The organism is Pseudomonas sp. R45(2017) (genome assembly GCF_002112305.1).
Lineage (GTDB): Bacteria > Pseudomonadota > Gammaproteobacteria > Pseudomonadales > Pseudomonadaceae > Aquipseudomonas > Aquipseudomonas paraglycinae.
This window is the reverse complement of sequence record NZ_NEHH01000012.1, coordinates 79,043-98,429: the sequence shown is the minus strand read 5'-3', so window position 1 is coordinate 98,429 and position 19,387 is coordinate 79,043. Positions and strand designations below refer to the sequence as shown.

Here is a 19,387-nt window from a genome sequence, read left to right as displayed (position 1 = left end):
TTCAGGGGCTGATGACGCGACCCTGGTGATCCACCAGCGGGCCGCTGAAATGCACGCCCGAGGCGTCGATGGTCAGCCCGACAGCACCCAGTTGCAGGTTGATCAACTGGGGCGTCATCGCCAGCCGCGCGGGGCCGATGCTCAGCTCAAGCGATTCGCGAGAACCGTTGAAAGCTGCCGGACCGTTTTGCCAGTGCAGGGTGTGCGTGGCGTCGTCGTAGCCGCTTTCGCTGCCGTCCTGATGGACGCGACGAGTCAACGTCGGCACCGTCGAGGTAGGCGGAAAGCGGTCGCTGTTCAGGCCGAACAACGCCACGCTCTGCGCACCGCTTTCGCCACTGCCGTAGTTGAACAGCAGACACTGTTCGCCCACCGTCGGGATCCGCGACTCGCTCTGCGCGCCGGCGCTGGGGTTGAAGAATTTGATGGCCGGGGTGAGCAAACCACCGTGACTGACCCGGCAGGTGTTGCTCGCGGCATCCACTTCCTGACAGATGCCGATGCGGCAATAACTCTCGGCACGCCGGTGCAGGTCTTCAATCTCCGCTTCCATTTCCGCCAGGCGCTCGATGATCGGTGCCATGTGCATTCGCAGTAATGCGTCGAACATTGATCAGGCCTCCAGCGAGGTGTATTGGTCGGGATCGTCGATGTCGCTGACTTCCCAGGTGCGGGCGAATTTCGGTGTGCCGAGTGGGTCGTCCAGCAGGGTCGGGCCCAGGTAGAGGGTCTGGTTGAACGACAGCGTCCAGGCTTTGTTCGGCTGATCGGCGCGGACGAGCAATGACGGCATTCCATCGATGTTCATCGGCAGATCGCATTGCTCGCCGGGCAAGCCCCAGCGGTTGTCGGTGATCAGGTTCTTCAGCGCGGCGATCAGATCACAGGCGGCAAATGCCGTGGCGGACAGCGCCGGAATGACTTGCAGCGACAGCGTCAGCACATGGGCAATCCGTCCGTTGGCGGCGCGCTCTCCCGATGCATTGCGTTCGATATCGATCAACACCCAGGCCTTGTCGCCGGGGGCCGTGAAGTCATCGTGATTACCGACCTGCACGTTCAGCTCGGAGCTGTTGCGCAAGGCTGTCGCCATCGCCGTGAACAACTGCGAAGGCTGCTGGATCGGTGTGGGCATGCTTGACCTCCTTTTTCTGATGTCCACGCGAAGTCCCGCCGCACGGCGTGCAGCGAGACAGGAAAGTGAATGGGTTATTGCGGGTCGCGCGGCGGAACTTCGCAGACGCCGATGCGCTTGGCAGCCCAGCGTTCGTAAAGGCCGATGGCGACGTCGGCACCGGCCATTGCAGTGAGGCAACCAAATGCCCCGGCGGCCCAGATCGACATGCCGGCGGCGTAAAGCAGCATGATTGCCGACACGCCGCAGATCATGCAGGCACCGGAGCGCAAGGCAAGCCGCCGCAGCAGCGGCCAGCCGCGGGCGCCCTCCTTGTCGGCGCGCCACATTTCGCCGGACACCCCGCCCGCCACGGCAAGGAGGATGACCAGCCAGATTGGCATGTCCAGCAACGCTTGTTGCTCGTTTGTCATGTCACGCCTCCTGAAAGCGTTGATGAATGAAGAGAAGTGAAGAGGCGACACCGGACGGGTGTCGCCTCTGATGCGGGGAAGAACAGCGACAGGTTCCGCGCATTCAGCAGTTACAGGCGCTCGACAATGACGTTGTCGATGAAGGCGTAGTTGGCGTACGGGTTCTGCTCGTTGGAAAACGCCAGAGTTGTCTGCGCGGTAATCGCGGTGAACTCGTAAGTGACGGTGCTCCACTCGACCGCGACGCCTTTGGCTGTCGGTGTGTTGAACGTAGCGGTTTGCCCGGCCACTTTCACCTGAATGACACCGTCGCCGGAGCGGCTGGCGAATCGGGAGTTGCCGGCACTGAAAGTCAGACGGTACTTGGCGCCCGGAGTGGTCGCGAAATTCTGCTGAATCCCGCCACCGTTGCCATAAACGTAGTTGGCCAGGTCGACGATCATCACGCCATCTGCTGCCACAGAACCGCCGATGGCATTGGGCATGTTGAAGTATTCGGCACCGGACAGGAACGTCGTCCAGCCTGTGATGGCATTGGTTTTTGCCGGGGTGTCCAGAATGCAGCCACCACCGCATGTCGATTGTTCAAAGCTGCCGTTCACCAGGAGGTTGGCGGCAATTGCGCTGCCGCCATTGCCCAGCAGTGCAACAGCGAGAAACGGTGCTACGTATTTCTTGAGAATGTTCATGTCTTTACCTATGAGGAGATTGATCAGGTTGTGCTGACGATGCAGCACGCATGTCGCTCACAGGCGATCGCTCGGGGCTCGCGGCCTTCACATGATTCAACGTTCCGCAGCGGGAACATTTGATCTGGAGTTCTGTGTACTCGCCCACCCGGGCGAGCAGTCTTTTGCAATGGCCGCAGCGGCACTCTTTCAACATCGACAAATCCTTTTGATTCTCTGCGTGGCCTTGCTCATGCCGCGAAACCTTGTTGAAGCGCCTGCCTCAGGCAGGCATTCCAGAAAGCCCGGCGCAGGGGCCGGGCTTTTCGGTCATACAGACCAGAACAATCAGGTCGTCGATTCAAACCAGCGAAAAAGGCTCTGTCGGCCAAATCATGGTGTACGGGTAACCCGGTTGATTCCTGTAATCGCACACGGCGATGACGTATTGCTTGTAAGCCAGCAACGCCGCTTCTTCCTCCGGCGTTGCAATGCCCAGATCCTGCTTGTAATCCAGCGGGTTGAACGTCAGCCAACCTTTGGCATTCGATAGCTTCTCAGTGGCGAGGAACTTGACCTGGCTTGCCACCTCTTCGAAAGTGGGTGCATGCAACTCCCACTGGTTGTTGACCAGTCGGGCATTCCATCCGACCACGACTTCCGTGTTTCCTGTGGCATCCACCCACAGCCCCCCCAATCCGTCAGGAAAGCTGACCGGCATCCCTTCGTCGGTATCAACCACCCGATATACCTTGGAATTGGGCATCGTGATGAAAACGTATCGATTCATTCTTATCGTCCTTTTTGATTGCCGGAATCCCGGCATTTCCGTTCCTGCCGGACAGGCAATCCAGAAAGCCCGGCTATACGCCGGGTCATTCAGTCATGCGGTCCTTATGCAGAGTCATGAAACGGTGATTTATGGAACTTCAGGCCAGGTGATTGCCAGCGGGTAACCTGGCTGTTTGTTGACGTTGCTCATATCAACGAAAAACTGCTTGTAAGCCTGCAACCCCGCGATATCGGCAGGCGTCGCCAGACCCAGCTCAACCTTCTGCTCCAGGGCGGTAGCCAGCAGAGTGGCGTTGACTCGATCAAATCGGCGGGAGCGTTCGGCGCGCAGCTGCATGGACAACTGCGATGGCTGCCCCCACATATCGCTGTCGGTAAAGGTCCAGACGCCATCGGTATTCACCGCGTTCCAGGAGTAGTCGATCTTTGGCAATGCGGTGACATCCACCCAGACTTGACTCGCCGGAAAATCGTCGGTGATCGGGTTGTTGGTTTCGAAGATGTTGTCGACTTTGCCATCCACAACACGCACGTACTTCTTCATGGTCATCATCCTTTTTGATTGCCGGCCTCCCGGCATTTCTGTTTCTGCCCAGAAGGCATTCCAAAAAGCCCGGCAATCCGCCGGGCTTTTCAGTGATGCACTCCTTTGCCTTCCTTCAATCCTGTGTTCGTGAAGGAAGCTGACTTTTCGGCGCTACTGGCGCGGTACGAGTCCATTCAAATTGTTTTTCCGACCGCGGTCCCTGCCCGCCGGATAACTGCTTCTGGTGCTTTACGCTGCACACCCGGGTCAGTTGCCAACCCTCTGAACCGTTGAGGCCGGTTCATCGCTGCCTGTTCTTGTGGAACTAAAGAGCTGTTGTTGCCAGCCGCTTTGTCGAGCGGCTTGATGGCAAGAATATGCATGGATGCATACACAGTCAATGCGTAAATGCATTTATTTATGCACGAGAAATGCGCGGATGCATGGAAGCCCCGCCAATCAAGGGTTGCCCGGTTTTCTACAGGCGAAAAAAAACCCGCCGAGGCGGGTTTTATCTGAAAGGGATCGGGTTAACGGGCGTACATGCCCCACCAGAAGACGTGACCGAGGATGACGATCTGCTCTTCCTGCATATCCTGGAAGCTGTAGTCCTCGTCCGGATGTTCATCGCGGTTGAAGCTGCGCAGACGGATTCCGGTAGGCAGGCGATAGAGCTGTTTCACCCGAAGTTGACCGTTGTGGTTGATGGCGTAGAGGTCGCCATCGATGATGTCGCCGATCCCGCATTTGCCGGCGTTGACGCCGACCGTGGCACCGTCGCGCAGTACCGGCAACATGCTGTTGCCGCGTACCGTCACGCATTTGGCCTGATCGAACTGCACACCGTTATGGCGCAGGCTGCGCTTGCCGAAGCGCAGGCTGGAGCGTTCGCTCTCTTCGATGACGAATCTTCCTGATCCAGCAGCCAATTCAACCTCGCGAAGAAAGGGCACCGACACCTCATCGTCATCGACGGGGGTGTCGTCGTCCCACAGGCTTATGTCCTTGAGTTCAGAATGCAACTCGTCGCGTCCGCCGTTGGCGGCAGGCGCAACATCCGCGCGCCCGCGCAACTGATCGGTGCTCACGGCGAAGTACTCGGCGATCTTCGAGATATGTTTATCCGAAGGATCGACGATCTTCCCGCTGAGAATCCGCGAGAGCGTGGATTGAGGCACGCCGGTGCGACGGTGGAGCTCCGTGGGGGAGATCCCGTGCTGGTCGAGCAGTGCTCTTAAGACGGTAGATACGTTGCGTTTTTGCATAACGCGCATAGTGCTTGAAGTTTTTCGGGAAGACAAATGCTGATTTGCATAAATCGTGCATAGTCGACCTTTTTACCACCGATGCATGTCACCCGACCGCGATGCCTGCGTCCGACAGACCGCCCATGGTAACCTTGCGCCCATCGCGGAAAAGCCCGGCCACTGACGCGCTTTTGCCCCATACCTTTGAACGAGTTGCCTGACAATCCGATGAATAAAGCCGTCTCCGACCTGTCCTCCCACACTCCGATGATGCAGCAGTACTGGCGCCTGAAAAATCAGCACCCGGACCAGCTGATGTTCTACCGCATGGGCGACTTCTACGAGATCTTCTACGAGGACGCGAAGAAGGCGGCCAAGTTGCTGGACATCACCCTGACCGCGCGCGGGCAGTCGGCAGGGCAGGCGATTCCGATGTGCGGGATTCCGTATCACGCGGCGGAAGGCTACCTGGCGAAGCTGGTCAAGCTCGGCGAGTCGGTGGTGATCTGCGAGCAGGTCGGCGACCCGGCCACCAGTAAAGGCCCGGTGGAACGTCAGGTGGTGCGGATCATCACCCCGGGTACGGTCAGTGACGAGGCGTTGCTGGATGAGCGTCGCGATAACCTGATCGCGGCGGTGCTGGGCGACGAGCGCCTGTTCGGCCTGGCTGTGCTGGACATCACCAGCGGCAATTTCACCGTGCTGGAGATCAAGGGCTGGGAAAACCTGCTGGCGGAGCTGGAGCGGGTCAACCCGGTCGAGTTGCTGATCCCGGATGATTGGCCGAAGGATTTGCCGGCGGAAAAACGCCGTGGGGTACGTCGTCGTGCACCGTGGGATTTCGAGCGCGACTCGGCGCTGAAAAGCCTCTGTCAGCAATTCTCCACCCAGGACCTGAAAGGCTTCGGCTGCGAAACCCTGACCCTGGCGATCGGCGCCGCCGGTTGCCTGCTGGCGTATGCCAGGGAAACCCAGCGCACCGCCCTGCCCCACTTGCGCAGCTTGCGCCATGAGCGGCTAGACGACACCGTGGTGCTGGACGGCGCCAGCCGCCGCAACCTCGAACTCGACACCAACCTGGCCGGTGGCCGCGACAACACCCTGCAATCGGTGGTCGACCGTTGCCAGACGGCCATGGGCAGCCGTTTGCTGACCCGTTGGCTCAACCGTCCGCTGCGCGACCTGACTGTGCTGCTGGCTCGCCAGACCTCGATCACTTGCCTGCTCGACCGCTATCGTTTTGAAAACCTGCAACCGCAACTCAAGGAGATCGGCGACATCGAGCGGATTCTGGCGCGGATCGGCCTGCGCAATGCTCGCCCTCGCGACCTCGCTCGCCTGCGTGATGCGCTCGGTGCGCTGCCTGAACTGCAAGTGGCGATGATGGATCTCGAGGCGCCGCACCTGCAACGTCTGGCGACCACCACCAGCACTTACCCGGAACTGGCGGCGCTGCTGGAAAAAGCCATCATCGACAACCCGCCAGCGGTCATCCGTGACGGCGGCGTGCTGAAAACCGGTTACGACAGCGAGCTAGACGAACTGCAATCGCTGAGCGAGAACGCCGGCCAGTTCCTGATCGATCTGGAAGCCCGTGAAAAGGCCCGCACCGGCCTCGCCAATCTCAAAGTCGGCTACAACCGCATTCATGGCTACTTCATCGAATTGCCAAGCAAGCAGGCTGAATCGGCGCCGGCAGACTACATCCGCCGTCAGACCCTCAAAGGTGCCGAACGCTTCATCACCCCGGAACTGAAAGAGTTTGAAGACAAGGCACTGTCGGCCAAGAGCCGCGCTCTGGCTCGCGAGAAAATGCTCTACGAGGCGTTGCTGGAAGACCTGATCAGCCAGTTGCCGCCGTTGCAGGACACCGCTGGCGCCCTGGCTGAGCTGGACGTGCTGAGCAACCTCGCCGAACGTGCGCTGAATCTCGACCTGAATTGCCCGACATTCGTCAGCGAACCGTGCATGCGTATCTCCCAGGGCCGTCACCCGGTGGTCGAGCAAGTGCTGACCACGCCGTTCGTGGCCAACGACCTGAGCCTGGACGACAACACCCGCATGCTGGTGATCACTGGTCCGAACATGGGCGGTAAATCCACCTATATGCGCCAGACTGCTCTGATCGTGCTGCTGGCACACATCGGCAGCTTCGTGCCGGCGGCCAGTTGCGAACTGTCGCTGGTGGACCGGATTTTCACCAGGATCGGTTCCAGCGACGACCTCGCCGGCGGGCGCTCGACCTTCATGGTGGAAATGAGCGAGACCGCGAACATCCTGCACAACGCCACCGAGCGCAGCCTGGTGCTGATGGACGAAGTCGGTCGCGGCACCAGCACCTTTGACGGTCTGTCCCTGGCGTGGGCGGCGGCGGAGCGTCTGGCGCAGCTGCGCGCCTATACTCTGTTTGCGACGCACTATTTCGAACTGACCGTGTTGCCGGAAGCCGAACCACTGGTGGCCAACGTGCACCTCAACGCCACCGAACACAACGAGCGCATCGTGTTTCTGCACCATGTGCTGCCAGGGCCCGCGAGCCAGAGCTACGGCCTTGCGGTCGCGCAGTTGGCCGGTGTGCCAAGCGAAGTGATCGTACGTGCTCGTGAGCACTTGAGCCGCCTGGAAGATACCGCGCTGCCGCATGAGGCGCCAAAACCGGCCGTCAAGGGCAAACCGGCGACGCCGCAGCAGAGCGACATGTTCGCCAGCCTGCCGCACCCGGTGCTGGATGAGTTGGCCAAGCTGGATCTGGATGACGTGACACCGCGTCGTGCACTCGAAATGCTCTATGCACTAAAGAACCGGATCTAAGCACCGACGAACCGGATATAACGCAAACGGCTTCAAGCTGTTAGAATCTCGCGCGGTTTGGGATGCTGCTGGCTAATAGCCTGGCTGGCAGACATCGCTCCCGAACCTGGCGACCCCAACCGTGAAGGGGCAACGCTGCCGCCGCCTGAGGAGAAAATTAGAAATGACCTTCGTCGTCACCGACAACTGCATCAAGTGCAAGTACACCGACTGCGTAGAAGTCTGTCCGGTGGACTGCTTTTACGAAGGCCCGAACTTCCTGGTGATTCACCCGGACGAGTGCATCGACTGCGCCCTGTGCGAGCCGGAATGCCCGGCCGTGGCCATTTTCTCCGAGGACGAAGTTCCGGAAGAGATGCAGGAATTCATTCAGCTGAACGTAGAACTGGCCGAGATCTGGCCGAACATCACCGAAAAGAAAGAATCGCTGCCGGATGCCGAAGAGTGGGATGGCGTCAAAGGCAAGATCAAAGACCTCGAACGCTGATCTGTCCCGCGGTTGAAGAAAAGGCCCCTTGCGGGCCTTTTTGCTTTTTCGGGTTTTGCTTTATTTCAGGCAAAAAAAAGGGGCGGTTTGACCCGCCCACATTTTTTCCCTATTCCCTGTGTTCCTTTTCATCGTCCTGATGAATCGCTTCCTGCGATGTCCGTTCCCCTCTTCCTTGAAGGGCGTGTCTATCCGTCGACACAACCCAGATACTAGAGATTTCCCCGCCGGGGGCAACTGGCCTCCAGCGCACTAACCTGCTGTCATAAGCCCTTCACATTAAAAAATAACCATATAAATCATTGCGTTACGATTCGTCCATGAGCGCAATCGCCTTCAGCGGCAGTGTAAAAATAACGAACACTTACGATACAGTCAGCAAAGGCTTACAACGCAAACCTACAAGGTGGGAACGCCTCCCGCTTTCAGTGCGCCAACAAAAAGCCCCGAACCAGTCGGGGCTTTCTGTATAGCGGTCATGCGGGTGGCTTATTGAAACAGCGACTCGCTCGACAGGCCGTTTTTCTCGAGAATTTCCCGAAGGCGCTTGAGGCCTTCTACCTGGATCTGTCTCACCCGTTCCCGGGTCAGGCCGATCTCCAGGCCTACATCTTCCAGCGTGCTGCTCTCATGGCCGCGCAGGCCGAAGCGGCGCACGACCACCTCGCGTTGCTTGTCGGTCAGCTCCGAGAGCCATTGATCGATGCTCTGCGACAGGTCGTCATCCTGCAGCAGTTCACATGGATCGGTCGGACGGTCATCCGTCAGGGTGTCCAGCAGGGTTTTATCCGAATCCGGACCCAGCGAGACGTCGACCGAAGAAACCCGCTCGTTCAAGCCCAGCATGCGCTTGACTTCGCCCACCGGTTTTTCCAGCAGGTTGGCGATTTCTTCGGGTGAAGGTTCGTGGTCGAGCTTTTGCGTCAGCTCCCGTGCAGCCCGCAGGTACACGTTGAGCTCCTTGACCACATGGATCGGCAACCGGATGGTCCGGGTCTGATTCATGATCGCGCGTTCGATGGTCTGACGAATCCACCAGGTCGCGTAGGTCGAGAAGCGGAAGCCACGCTCCGGATCGAACTTTTCCACCGCGCGGATCAATCCGAGGTTGCCCTCTTCGATCAGATCCAGCAGCGACAGCCCCCGATTGACGTAACGCCGGGCGATTTTGACCACCAGCCGCAGGTTACTTTCGATCATGCGCTTGCGCCCGGCAGGGTCGCCACTTTGCGACAAGCGCGCAAAATGAACTTCTTCTTCCGGGGAGAGCAGTGGGGAAAAGCCGATTTCGTTGAGGTACAGCTGCGTGGCATCGAGTGCCCGAGTGTAATCGATGTACTTATGTTGTTTAAGTGAAGCGGAGTGTTTGGATTTGGCACGAACGGAAGGTGGAGCAGCCCCTTCATCATTCGACATCGAATCCGAATCGATGCCGGTCTCCATCAGGAGAACCTCATCGTCGATGTCAAACTCCGGCACTTCTTTACTGAGAGCCATTGTTATAGTCCTTTGGTGAGTTCGACCCCAAGCTCAAGCGGCGCCTTTATCCTTGGCAACGCTGGAGCCTGTCCCCTCTACGCGACGGAACAGGCTGGTCTGCAAATCAACGTCTTGGCAGGAACTGCAGCGGATCTACAGGTTTACCTTGTCGGCGAATCTCAAAATGCAGTTTCACCCGGTCTGTACCCGTTGACCCCATTTCGGCAATTGTCTGTCCGACCTTGACCTGCTGCCCCTCCCGTACCAACAGCCGACGGTTGTGTCCGTAAGCACTGACGTAGGTTTCGCTGTGTTTGATGATGACCAATTCGCCGTAGCCCCTTAAGCCACTCCCGGCGTATACCACCGTCCCATCAGACGCAGCTAAAACAGGCTGTCCCAAATCTCCGGCGATATCAATTCCTTTATTCAAACTACCGTTTGAAGAGAATTTTCCAATCAGAATGCCATTAGATGGCCATCCCCAGCCGGTCGGGGCCGGGCCCGGTGGAGGCAACGGAGCGGGGGTTTGCTTGTTGGCGACGGACGGTACAACCGCCGTGGAAGCCGCACCGGAACCCGTGGTCGTGGTGGTTGTCGTGCCATTTGCCTGGCGCCGGATAACCGTGGTTTTGCTGGACGAAGACGCTGAAGAGCCGGAGTTGGTGACGACCGCCGTCGACGTTGAACCGGTGCGGCCATCGAAGCGAATCGTCTGACCCGGATGGATCGTGTATGGCGTAGGAATATTGTTCCGGGCGGCGAGGGCTTTGTAGTCCCAGCCGTAGCGAAAAGCGATGGAAAACAAAGTATCGCCCGGACGGACTACATACTGCCCGGTCGTCACGACCGGACGCTGGGCCACCGCATTGTTGCGATCGACGACCCGAACGTTGCTCGATTTTGTGCTGGAGCAACCGACCAGCAAGGTGCTCAAGACAAGGCCAGTCACCAGGCGCTGAAAGCTCGTGTTACCCATACGCTGCGCAATGACTGTGAGACTCACCCGCCGCTCCCTTTGTGGTGGCTGAAAAATGTGGAATGCCGATTCCGGCATGAAACTTCGCAAGTATAACGGGCGCAACCGGCTTTACCTTTATAGAAGCGCTATGGCTCGGCGCACACGTTTGCTTGTAGACGATCCATCCTGTTTAAACATTCGCTGCCGCTGTAAGACAGGCGCACTCGACAGGAATTCAGCATCGTGAAACAAATGCTCAGGCCAGCGGACCGTTCAGCAATGGCACGAAACGCACTGCCCCCAGAACGTGTCGGGAGAAGCCGTTTTCTTCGCGCACGATCAGCATCAATTGCTGCACTTCACCCGAGCCGACCGGGATCACCATCCGCCCGCCCGGTGCCAGTTGATCAAGCAAAGCCTGAGGCACATCGGTGGCGACTGCCGTGACAATGATGCCGTTGTACGGCGCCAGCGCCGGCCAGCCTTCCCAGCCATCGCCCCAACGAAACACCACGTTGCGCAGGTTGAGCTCGACCAGGCGTTCCTTGGCCCGATCCTGCAGAACCTTGATGCGCTCCACCGAAAACACCCGCTCGACCAGTTGCGACAGCACCGCCGTCTGGTAACCGGAACCGGTGCCGATCTCCAGTACTTTATCCAGCGGCCCGGCCTCCAGCAGCAGCTCGCTCATACGCGCCACCATATAAGGCTGGGAAATAGTCTGGTTGTTGCCGATCGGCAGCGCGGTGTCTTCATAGGCACGGTGCGCCAGCGCTTCATCGACGAACAGGTGTCGTGGGGTGCGGCGGATCACTTCCAGCACGCTGGCGTTGGAAACGCCCTCTTCGTACAGACGCTGGATCAGGCGCTCACGGGTTCGCTGGGACGTCATCCCGATGCCGCTGCGCAGCCTGTCGTCTTGTTCACGAGCCATCAGTTGAGCCCCTCCAGCCAGCCGTCGAGACTTCGGAAGGCATCATTGAAGGTGCGATCGAGCTGCAACGGAGTGATGGATACGTAACCTTGCATCACCGCATGGAAATCGGTGCCAGGCCCGCCATCTTCCGCATCACCTGCCGCTGCGATCCAGTAGCCGGCCTTTCCACGCGGGTCGACGACTTTCATCGGTGCAGCCGCACGGGCGCGATGACCGAGACGGGTCAGTTGAATGCCGCGAATGTGATCGATCGGCAGATTCGGAATGTTCACGTTCAGCACCGTGCGCGGTGGCAGATCAAGCCCGGCGTGGGCCTCGACCAGTTTGCGCGCAAAGTAGGCGGCCGTGGGCAGGTTGTCGACCTGCCGCGAAACCAGTGAGAAGGCAAACGACGGGCGCTCGAGAAAGCGGCCCTCAAGGGCGGCTGCCACCGTTCCGGAATACAGCACGTCATCCCCCAGGTTGGCGCCCAGGTTGATACCCGAAACCACCATGTCCGGCTGGCGTTCGAGCAAGCCGTTGAGTCCCAGATGAACGCAGTCGGTCGGTGTGCCATTGAGGCTGATAAAGCCGTTGGCCAGGTATTGCGGGTGCAGCGGACGGTCGAGTGTCAGCGAACTGCTGGCACCGCTCTTGTCCTGTTCCGGGGCGATAACCACGCACTCGGTGTAATCCGCCAGCGCAGCATAAAGCGCGGCAAGACCGGGCGCAGTCACCCCATCGTCGTTAGAAATCAGAATACGCATGGGCTGTCCGTCTGCCCCACCGGCACCAGATCAACGAGTTCGCGCACCAATACGGTGGCGAAGCATCCGGCCGGGAGGACGAATTCCAGTTGCAGAATGTCAGGCTCGGGATAATGCCACGTCAACCCGCCAATGGGCAGCCGCAGGATGCGACGTTCGTGGCTCATACCGGCATTAATCAACCAATCGCGCAGATCCGCCTCGCGTGCGGCAATCCCCTGCTCCAGATCATGGACAACCCCGGCCGCCGGCGAGTCACCTTCGCCCCACTGCGGGCCGGTCGGATGCAGGTCGAGAATCGCCAGGCGTGGGTCGCTGCACTCGGCCTCACCGGCCGGGAAAAAGCTGCGGCTGTCGGTAAAGGCCAGCAGATCGCCGACCTGGGCACGCTGCCAGGTGCCATCGGCGACCCGCGCCGCGAGCACCTGATTGAACAGAAAACTGCGCGCGGTCGACAGCAGGCGCGAGCGCACATTGCGCTGCTCCGGCAGTGCCTTGCGCGCGGCCCACGAACGGGCATCGACCACGTTGCCACCGTCATGACCGAAACGTTGGGCGCCGAAGTAATTCGGGATGCCTTGTTTGGCGATCAGTTGCAGACGCTCGTCGATAGCGGCCTTGTCACCATTGAACTGAGTCAGGCGCAGGGTGAAACCGTTGGCCGAATGCGCACCGCGCTGCAGCTTGCGCTTGTGGCGGGTGGTCTTGAGGATTTTCAGCGTGTCGTTTTCCGCCGCCGACAGATCCGGATCGGCCTTGCCCGGCAACTGCACGCTGAACCACTGGCGGGTCAGCGCCTGACGATCCTTGAGCCCAGCGTAACTGACCGTACGCAGCGGCACACCGGCCGCCTTGGCGATGCGTCGAGCCGCTTCTTCGGTATTCAGGCCGCGCTTTTCCACCCAGATCCACAGGTGCTCGCCGTCACCGCTGAACGGAATGTCGAGGACTTCATCGACCTGGAAATCTTCGGCGATGGCTTTGAGTACCGCAGTGCCGAGTGCATCGCCATAGGCCCGCGGGCCGAGCAGTTGCAGTTCGTTCATGCGCGCAGCAACAAGGCAACGGAATGCACGGCAATACCTTCTTCGCGACCGACGAAGCCAAGCTTCTCAGTGGTGGTGGCTTTCACGTTCACTTGATCCAGTTCTACTTGCAGATCCGCGGCAATCAGCGCGCGCATCGATTCGATATGGGGGGCCATTTTGGGGGCCTGGGCAACAATGGTGTTGTCGACATTGCCGACCTTCCAGCCTTTGGCGTGGATCAGGCTGACCACATGACGCAGCAACACTCGGCTATCGGCACCCTTGAATTGCGGGTCGGTATCCGGGAAATGCTTGCCGATATCACCCAGCGCAGCCGCGCCGAGCAAGGCGTCGCTCAAGGCATGCAGCAGGACGTCACCGTCGGAGTGAGCGAGCAGCCCGAAGCCGTGTGCGATTCGCACGCCGCCCAGAGTAATGAAATCGCCTTCAGCGAAACGGTGCACATCATAGCCGTGGCCAATACGCATAAAAAAACGCCCCGAATTTTGTCAGGGCGTGATTCTACCTGCTTTGTCAGGCGTTAGGCGCCTAGAGCGCGTGCGTGATGCTGCAAGTGGTCGTCAATGAAGCTCGCGATGAAGAAATAGCTGTGGTCGTAGCCCGGTTGCAGGCGCAACGTCAGCGGGTGGCCCGCTTGTTTTGCCGCTTGTTGCAGGGCTTCCGGTTTGAGCTGGGTGGCGAGGAAATCGTCGCGGTCACCCTGATCGACCAGCAGTGGCAGTTTCTCGTCCGCTTCGGCGATCAGTGCACAGGCATCCCACTCGCGCCACTTCGAACGGTCTTCGCCGAGATAGCGGGTGAATGCCTTCTGGCCCCACGGGCAATCAATCGGATTGTTGATTGGCGAAAACGCCGAAACCGACTGGTAACGACCCGGATTGCGCAACGCACAAACCAATGCACCGTGGCCGCCCATGGAGTGGCCACTGATGCTGCGCTTGTCCGAGGCCGGGAAATGCGCCTCAACCAGTGAAGGCAATTCCTGCACGACGTAGTCATGCATCCGATAGTGCCGCGACCAGGGTTCCTGCGTGGCATTCAGATAAAACCCGGCACCGAGGCCGAAATCCCAGGCTCCGTCAGGATCGCCCGGTACATCCGGGCCGCGAGGACTGGTGTCCGGGGCCACGATAATCAGCCCCAATTCAGCCGCCATGCGCATGGCACCGGCCTTCTGCATGAAGTTCTCGTCCGTGCAGGTCAGGCCCGACAGCCAGTACAGCACCGGCAACTTGCCGCCCTGCTCTGCCTGCGGCGGCAGATACACGGCAAACACCATGTCGCAGCCCAGCACTTCGGAACGATGGCGATAGCGCTTGTGCCAACCGCCGAAACTTTTCTGACAGGAGATGTTTTCCAGACTCATGTAGGGCTCCTACGCAGCCACGGCTACATATCGGCAGCCGTGGCATCGCGACTGATCAGAAATGAATGACGGTGCGGATGCTCTTGCCTTCGTGCATCAGGTCGAAAGCTTTGTTGATATCTTCCAGGCCCATGGTGTGAGTGATGAAAGTATCCAGCGGGATTTCGCCGCTTTGCGCCATATCGACGTAGCTTGGCAATTCGGTACGACCACGCACGCCACCGAACGCCGAACCACGCCAGACGCGACCGGTCACCAGCTGGAACGGACGGGTGGAGATTTCCTGGCCGGCACCGGCCACACCGATGATCACCGACTCGCCCCAGCCTTTATGGCAGCACTCGAGGGCTGCGCGCATCAGTTGCACGTTGCCGATGCATTCGAAAGAGAAGTCGACGCCGCCATCGGTCATGTCCACGATCACTTCCTGGATCGGACGATCGAAGTCTTTCGGGTTCACGCAGTCGGTAGCACCCAATTGTTTGGCGATTTCGAACTTGGCCGGGTTGATGTCGATGGCGATGATGCGCGCGGCCTTGGCCTTCACTGCACCAATCACGGCCGACAGACCGATGCCGCCGAGACCGAAGATGGCCACGGTGTCACCCGGTTTGACTTTAGCGGTGTTGATCACTGCGCCGATACCGGTGGTCACGCCGCAGCCGAGCAGACAGACCTTTTCCAGCGGGGCATCTTTGGAGATCTTGGCCACGGAGATTTCCGGCAGCACGGTGTACTCGGAGAACGTCGAAGTGCCCATGTAGTGGAAAATCGTTTGGCCCTTGTAGGAAAAGCGTGAAGTGCCGTCCGGCATCAGGCCCTTGCCCTGGGTGGCGCGGATCGCCTGACACAGGTTGGTTTTGCCCGACTTACAGAATTTGCACTGGCCGCATTCCGGGGTGTACAGCGGAATCACGTGGTCGCCGACGGCCACCGAGGTCACGCCTTCGCCGATCGCTTCGACTATGGCACCGCCTTCGTGACCGAGGATCGACGGGAAGATACCTTCCGGATCAGCGCCGGACAGGGTGTAAGCGTCAGTGTGGCAAACCCCGGAAGCCACCACGCGCAGCAGCACTTCACCGGCCTTGGGCATGGCGACATCGACTTCTACGATTTCCAGCGGCTTCTTGGCCTCGAAGGCAACGGCGGCGCGCGACTTGATCATGCTGACTCTCCAGTGAATCGATTGAATAAAAAACCAGACAGTCAGTGTAGTTCAGCGCTGCTTGATGAATAATCCTGGCAAAAGCAAAACATTATTGCCATACAGGGATAATCCCCATGTCCGAAAACCGCTGGGAAGGCATCGACGAGTTCGTCGCCGTTGCCGAATGCAGCCAGTTCACTGCGGCTGCCGAACGCCTGGGCGTTTCTTCCTCGCACATCAGTCGACAAATCGTACGACTGGAAGAGCGCTTGCAGACGCGACTGCTGTACCGCAGTACCCGGCGCGTCACCCTGACCGAAGCCGGCCAGACCTTTCTGCAACATTGCCAGCGTCTACAGGACGGTCGCGAAGAAGCGCTGCGCGCAGTCGGCGACCTGACCAGCGAACCCAAAGGCATGCTGCGCATGACCTGCGCCGTGGCTTACGGCGAACGCTTCATCGTGCCGCTGGTGACCCGTTTCATGGGGCATTACCCGCAACTGCGCATCGATATCGAACTGACCAACCGGCAACTCGATCTGGTGCATGAAGGCCTGGACCTGGCGATCCGTCTTGGCCGGCTTCAGGATTCCCGGCTGGTGGCGACCCGGCTGGCACCGCGACGCATGTATCTGTGCGCATCGCCTTCCTACCTTGAACGGTACGGGCGCCCACACAGTTTGTCGGAGCTGGGACGGCACAATTGCCTGATCGGCAGCTCGGACATCTGGCAGCTTGAACAAAATGGGCGGGAATTTTCCCAGCGGGTGCAGGGAAACTGGCGCTGCAACAGTGGGCAAGCGGTGCTGGATGCGGCGCTACAAGGCGTCGGACTGTGTCAGTTGCCGGACTATTACGTGCTGGAACATCTGCACAGCGGTGCATTGGTTTCGCTTTTGGAAGCGCATCAACCGCCGAATACGGCGGTGTGGGCGCTGTACCCACAGCAGCGGCACTTGTCGCCGAAGGTGCGCAAACTGGTGGACTTTCTCAAGGAAGGCTTGGCCGAACGGCCGGAATATCGGGCTTAACGTCGATTGGCCCAGCGCTGGCGCAACCATTCGAGGTCTTCGGGGCGGGTGACTTTCAGGTTATCCGCACGGCCTTCGATCAGGCGTGGCGCCATGCCGGCCCACTCCATCGCCGAGGCTTCATCGGTGATCACTGCATCCGCCACCAGACTGTCTGCCAGCGCGCGGTGCAGTGCACCGAGGCGGAACATCTGCGGCGTATAGGCTTGCCAGATCACACTGCGATCAACGGTTTCCACCACTCGACCGTGCTTGTCGACCCGCTTAAGAGTGTCCTTCGCCGGCACGGCCAACAGGCCGCCGACCGAATCGTTCGCCAGCTCAGCGAGCAGTTTGTCGAGATCGTCACGGCTCAGATTAGGCCGCGCCGCATCGTGCACCAGCACCCAGTCCTCGTCGTCGGCACCTTGGGCATGCAGATGAAGCAAGGCGTTGAGCACCGAGCCGGAACGTTCGGCACCACCGTCAACCCGTTGAATGCGCGGATCACTGGCGCTGGCCAGGTTCGGCCAATAAGGATCATCAACGGCAAGACTGACCACCAGGCCCTTGAGGCTCGGGTGATCGAGGAAACAGCCGAGGCTGTGTTCGAGAATTGTGCGCCCGCCCAGTTGCAGATATTGCTTGGGACGGTCCGCGGCCATACGGGCACCGACGCCCGCGGCAGGAATCACGGCCCAGAAGGCCGGCAGGGAATCGATCATTGGGCCAACTGGTAAAGGGTTTCGCCGTCCTTGACCATGCCCAGTTCGTGACGAGCCCGCTCTTCAACGGTCTCCATGCCTTTTTTCAACTCGCTGACTTCAGCGTCCATCACCCGGTTGCGCTCCAGCAAGGCTTCGTTCTCGGCGTGTTGATCAGCAATCTGCTGATTCAGTTCGGCGACTTGCGCCAGACTGCCATTGCCCACCCACAGGCGGTACTGCAGACCGGCCAGCAGCAAGAGCAAAACGAGAAACAACCAGTAAGGACTGCGCATCGAATATCAGGTATCCAGTGAAAAAAGACAGCCACGCCAAAACTTTGAAGCATCTGATAGCACGAAGCCTGGAATATCCAGGCTTGTGCATATAAGGCATCAGATTAGTGGCAAATCCATCGCTGTCACGACTTTTCCGACACAATCCGGTGTCTTTTTACCATTTACAACTTAGCCGCGGAACTCGGAGCGACCGTTGTACTTGGCCTTGCCATTCAACTGCTCTTCGATACGCAGCAGTTGGTTGTACTTGGAAACGCGGTCGGAACGGCACAGCGAACCGGTCTTGATCTGGCCAGCCGAAGTACCCACAGCCAGGTCGGCAATGGTCGAATCTTCGGTTTCGCCGGAACGGTGCGAGATCACGGCGGTGTAACCGGCAGCCTTGGCCATCTGGATGGCTTCCAGGGTTTCGGTCAGGGTGCCGATCTGGTTGAACTTGATCAGGATCGAGTTGGCGATCTTTTTATCGATGCCTTCTTTCAGGATCTTGGTGTTGGTCACGAACAGGTCGTCGCCGACCAGTTGGGTCTTCTCGCCGATCTTGTCGGTGAGGATCTTCCAGCCAGCCCAGTCGGACTCGTCCAGACCGTCTTCGATCGAGATGATCGGGTAACGCTCGGTCAGACCTTTAAGGTAGTCGGCGAAACCTTCAGCGGTGAACACCTGGCCTTCGCCGGACAGGTTGTACTTGCCGTCTTCGAAGAACTCGCTGGCCGCGCAGTCCAGAGCCAGGGTCACGTCGGTGCCCAGCTTGTAACCGGCGTTGGCGACTGCTTCGGAGATCACTTTCAGTGCGTCTTCGTTGGAAGCCAGGTTCGGCGCGAAACCGCCTTCGTCACCGACAGCAGTGCTCAGGCCACGGGCCTTCAGCACGGCTTTCAGGTGATGGAAAATCTCGGTGCCCATGCGCAGACCTTCCGAGAAAGACTTGGCGCCAACCGGCTGAACCATGAATTCCTGGATGTCGACGTTGTTGTCGGCGTGTTCGCCACCGTTGATGATGTTCATCATCGGAACCGGCATCGAGTACACACCCGGGGTGCCGTTCAGGTTGGCGATGTGAGCGTACAGCGGCAGATCCTGATCCTGTGCAGCCGCCTTGGCCGCAGCCAGAGAAACGGCGAGGATGGCGTTGGCGCCCAGGGTCGCTTTGTTTTCAGTACCGTCCAGCTTGATCATCGCGTGATCCAGCGCTTTCTGGTCGCTTGGGTCGGTGCCCAGCAGCAGATCGCGGATCGGACCGTTGATGTTGGCTACCGCCTTGAGCACGCCCTTGCCCAGGTAACGGCTCTTGTCGCCATCACGCAGCTCGAGCGCTTCACGCGAGCCAGTGGATGCACCGGACGGCGCGCAAGCGCTGCCGATGATGCCGTTGTCGAGAAGCACGTCCGCTTCCACGGTGGGATTGCCACGGGAGTCGAGAACTTCACGACCTTTGATGTCGACGATTTTTGCCATTGTTGTAAACACTCCAAAGTTGACGAAAACGACGCAGCTAGAGGAAATCTTTTTACCGTCGGCAAGTGGTGTGCAGCGGGCAGCTTGCAGACGACAACGCTCATACCCGAGGGCATGAGCGACAAATCGTGCGGTACTTTACCGGAGAA

The 19,387-nt window shown here is 59.3% G+C and carries 22 protein-coding genes; 3 read left to right on the top strand and 19 right to left on the bottom strand.

Annotated elements, in window-relative coordinates:
* Position 1: 1 nt before the first annotated feature.
* The 8 genes from CAF74_RS25175 to CAF74_RS25140 all read right to left on the bottom strand — a co-directional run bounded on the left by CAF74_RS25175 (position 2) and on the right by CAF74_RS25140 (position 4,799).
* The gene (locus CAF74_RS25175) at positions 2–610 is read right to left on the bottom strand and encodes a phage baseplate assembly protein V (protein ID WP_085748130.1); all 609 of its coding nucleotides are present in this window, start codon (positions 608–610) and stop codon (positions 2–4) included.
* 3 nt (positions 611–613) lie between these two features.
* Positions 614–1,135: a hypothetical protein gene (locus CAF74_RS25170; RefSeq protein ID WP_085748129.1), complete on the bottom strand. Its 522-nt coding sequence runs from the start codon at positions 1,133–1,135 to the stop codon at positions 614–616.
* 74 nt (positions 1,136–1,209) lie between these two features.
* Positions 1,210–1,548, bottom strand: a complete 339-nt coding sequence (locus tag CAF74_RS25165) for a phage holin family protein (RefSeq protein WP_007954843.1) — start codon at positions 1,546–1,548, stop codon at positions 1,210–1,212.
* Positions 1,549–1,658: 110 nt separating this feature from the next.
* Entirely contained in the window at positions 1,659–2,237 is a 579-nt protein-coding gene (locus CAF74_RS25160; protein WP_085748128.1) for a DUF642 domain-containing protein, read from the bottom strand.
* A gap of 4 nt (positions 2,238–2,241) precedes the next feature.
* On the bottom strand, positions 2,242–2,433 hold the full coding sequence (locus CAF74_RS25155; protein WP_085748127.1) for a Com family DNA-binding transcriptional regulator: 192 nt from the start codon (positions 2,431–2,433) through the stop codon (positions 2,242–2,244).
* 144 nt (positions 2,434–2,577) lie between these two features.
* Positions 2,578–3,006, bottom strand: coding sequence for a tail fiber assembly protein (locus CAF74_RS25150; protein ID WP_085748126.1), 429 nt, complete (start codon positions 3,004–3,006; stop codon positions 2,578–2,580).
* Between the two features lie 129 nt (positions 3,007–3,135).
* Positions 3,136–3,552 (bottom strand): tail fiber assembly protein, encoded by a 417-nt coding sequence (locus CAF74_RS25145; RefSeq protein ID WP_085748125.1) that lies wholly within the window; start codon positions 3,550–3,552, stop codon positions 3,136–3,138.
* Between the two features lie 512 nt (positions 3,553–4,064).
* Positions 4,065–4,799, bottom strand: coding sequence for an XRE family transcriptional regulator (locus CAF74_RS25140; RefSeq protein ID WP_085666844.1), 735 nt, complete (start codon positions 4,797–4,799; stop codon positions 4,065–4,067).
* Positions 4,800–5,009: 210 nt separating this feature from the next.
* Between CAF74_RS25140 and mutS the strand changes: the two genes are divergently transcribed.
* Both mutS and fdxA read left to right on the top strand, forming a co-directional pair.
* A complete protein-coding gene (mutS, locus tag CAF74_RS25135; RefSeq protein WP_085748124.1) occupies positions 5,010–7,592 on the top strand; it encodes a DNA mismatch repair protein MutS in 2,583 nt (860 codons plus the stop codon).
* 163 nt (positions 7,593–7,755) lie between these two features.
* Entirely contained in the window at positions 7,756–8,079 is a 324-nt protein-coding gene (fdxA, locus tag CAF74_RS25130) for a ferredoxin FdxA (RefSeq protein ID WP_007908827.1), read from the top strand.
* Between the two features lie 489 nt (positions 8,080–8,568).
* Here the strand turns inward: fdxA and rpoS are convergent, their stop codons facing one another.
* The 8 genes from rpoS to CAF74_RS25090 all read right to left on the bottom strand — a co-directional run bounded on the left by rpoS (position 8,569) and on the right by CAF74_RS25090 (position 15,785).
* Positions 8,569–9,576, bottom strand: a complete 1,008-nt coding sequence (gene rpoS, locus CAF74_RS25125) for an RNA polymerase sigma factor RpoS (RefSeq protein WP_007954831.1) — start codon at positions 9,574–9,576, stop codon at positions 8,569–8,571.
* A 106-nt stretch (positions 9,577–9,682) separates the two neighbouring features.
* Entirely contained in the window at positions 9,683–10,564 is an 882-nt protein-coding gene (locus CAF74_RS25120; protein WP_085748123.1) for a peptidoglycan DD-metalloendopeptidase family protein, read from the bottom strand.
* Between the two features lie 211 nt (positions 10,565–10,775).
* Complete coding sequence (locus CAF74_RS25115; RefSeq protein ID WP_170844894.1) at positions 10,776–11,411, bottom strand: protein-L-isoaspartate(D-aspartate) O-methyltransferase; 636 nt, start codon at positions 11,409–11,411, stop codon at positions 10,776–10,778.
* A gap of 41 nt (positions 11,412–11,452) precedes the next feature.
* The gene (surE, locus tag CAF74_RS25110) at positions 11,453–12,202 is read right to left on the bottom strand and encodes a 5'/3'-nucleotidase SurE (RefSeq protein WP_085748122.1); all 750 of its coding nucleotides are present in this window, start codon (positions 12,200–12,202) and stop codon (positions 11,453–11,455) included.
* On the bottom strand, positions 12,190–13,248 hold the full coding sequence (gene truD, locus CAF74_RS25105) for a tRNA pseudouridine(13) synthase TruD (protein ID WP_011332702.1): 1,059 nt from the start codon (positions 13,246–13,248) through the stop codon (positions 12,190–12,192). Before truD ends, surE begins: the two co-directional genes overlap by 13 nt.
* Positions 13,245–13,718 (bottom strand): 2-C-methyl-D-erythritol 2,4-cyclodiphosphate synthase, encoded by a 474-nt coding sequence (ispF, locus tag CAF74_RS25100; RefSeq protein WP_007954821.1) that lies wholly within the window; start codon positions 13,716–13,718, stop codon positions 13,245–13,247. The genes truD and ispF overlap by 4 nt, the downstream gene beginning before the upstream one ends.
* Before the next feature lie 53 nt (positions 13,719–13,771).
* Complete coding sequence (gene fghA, locus CAF74_RS25095) at positions 13,772–14,617, bottom strand: S-formylglutathione hydrolase (RefSeq protein ID WP_085748121.1); 846 nt, start codon at positions 14,615–14,617, stop codon at positions 13,772–13,774.
* A gap of 55 nt (positions 14,618–14,672) precedes the next feature.
* Positions 14,673–15,785 (bottom strand): S-(hydroxymethyl)glutathione dehydrogenase/class III alcohol dehydrogenase, encoded by a 1,113-nt coding sequence (locus tag CAF74_RS25090; RefSeq protein WP_085748120.1) that lies wholly within the window; start codon positions 15,783–15,785, stop codon positions 14,673–14,675.
* 116 nt (positions 15,786–15,901) lie between these two features.
* On the opposite strand from CAF74_RS25090, the gene CAF74_RS25085 reads away from it, so the two are divergent.
* Positions 15,902–16,798 (top strand): LysR substrate-binding domain-containing protein, encoded by an 897-nt coding sequence (locus tag CAF74_RS25085; RefSeq protein ID WP_085748119.1) that lies wholly within the window; start codon positions 15,902–15,904, stop codon positions 16,796–16,798.
* Here CAF74_RS25085 and ispD read toward each other — a convergent pair.
* From ispD to eno, 3 genes are all read right to left on the bottom strand, one after another.
* Positions 16,795–17,502, bottom strand: coding sequence for a 2-C-methyl-D-erythritol 4-phosphate cytidylyltransferase (ispD, locus tag CAF74_RS25080; RefSeq protein ID WP_085748118.1), 708 nt, complete (start codon positions 17,500–17,502; stop codon positions 16,795–16,797). The two genes, CAF74_RS25085 and ispD, sit on opposite strands and share 4 nt — an antisense overlap.
* Positions 17,499–17,777, bottom strand: a complete 279-nt coding sequence (gene ftsB, locus CAF74_RS25075; protein WP_003222158.1) for a cell division protein FtsB — start codon at positions 17,775–17,777, stop codon at positions 17,499–17,501. The genes ispD and ftsB overlap by 4 nt, the downstream gene beginning before the upstream one ends.
* 171 nt (positions 17,778–17,948) lie before the next feature.
* Positions 17,949–19,238 (bottom strand): phosphopyruvate hydratase, encoded by a 1,290-nt coding sequence (eno, locus tag CAF74_RS25070; protein ID WP_007954808.1) that lies wholly within the window; start codon positions 19,236–19,238, stop codon positions 17,949–17,951.
* Between the last annotated feature and the right edge of the window lie 149 nt (positions 19,239–19,387).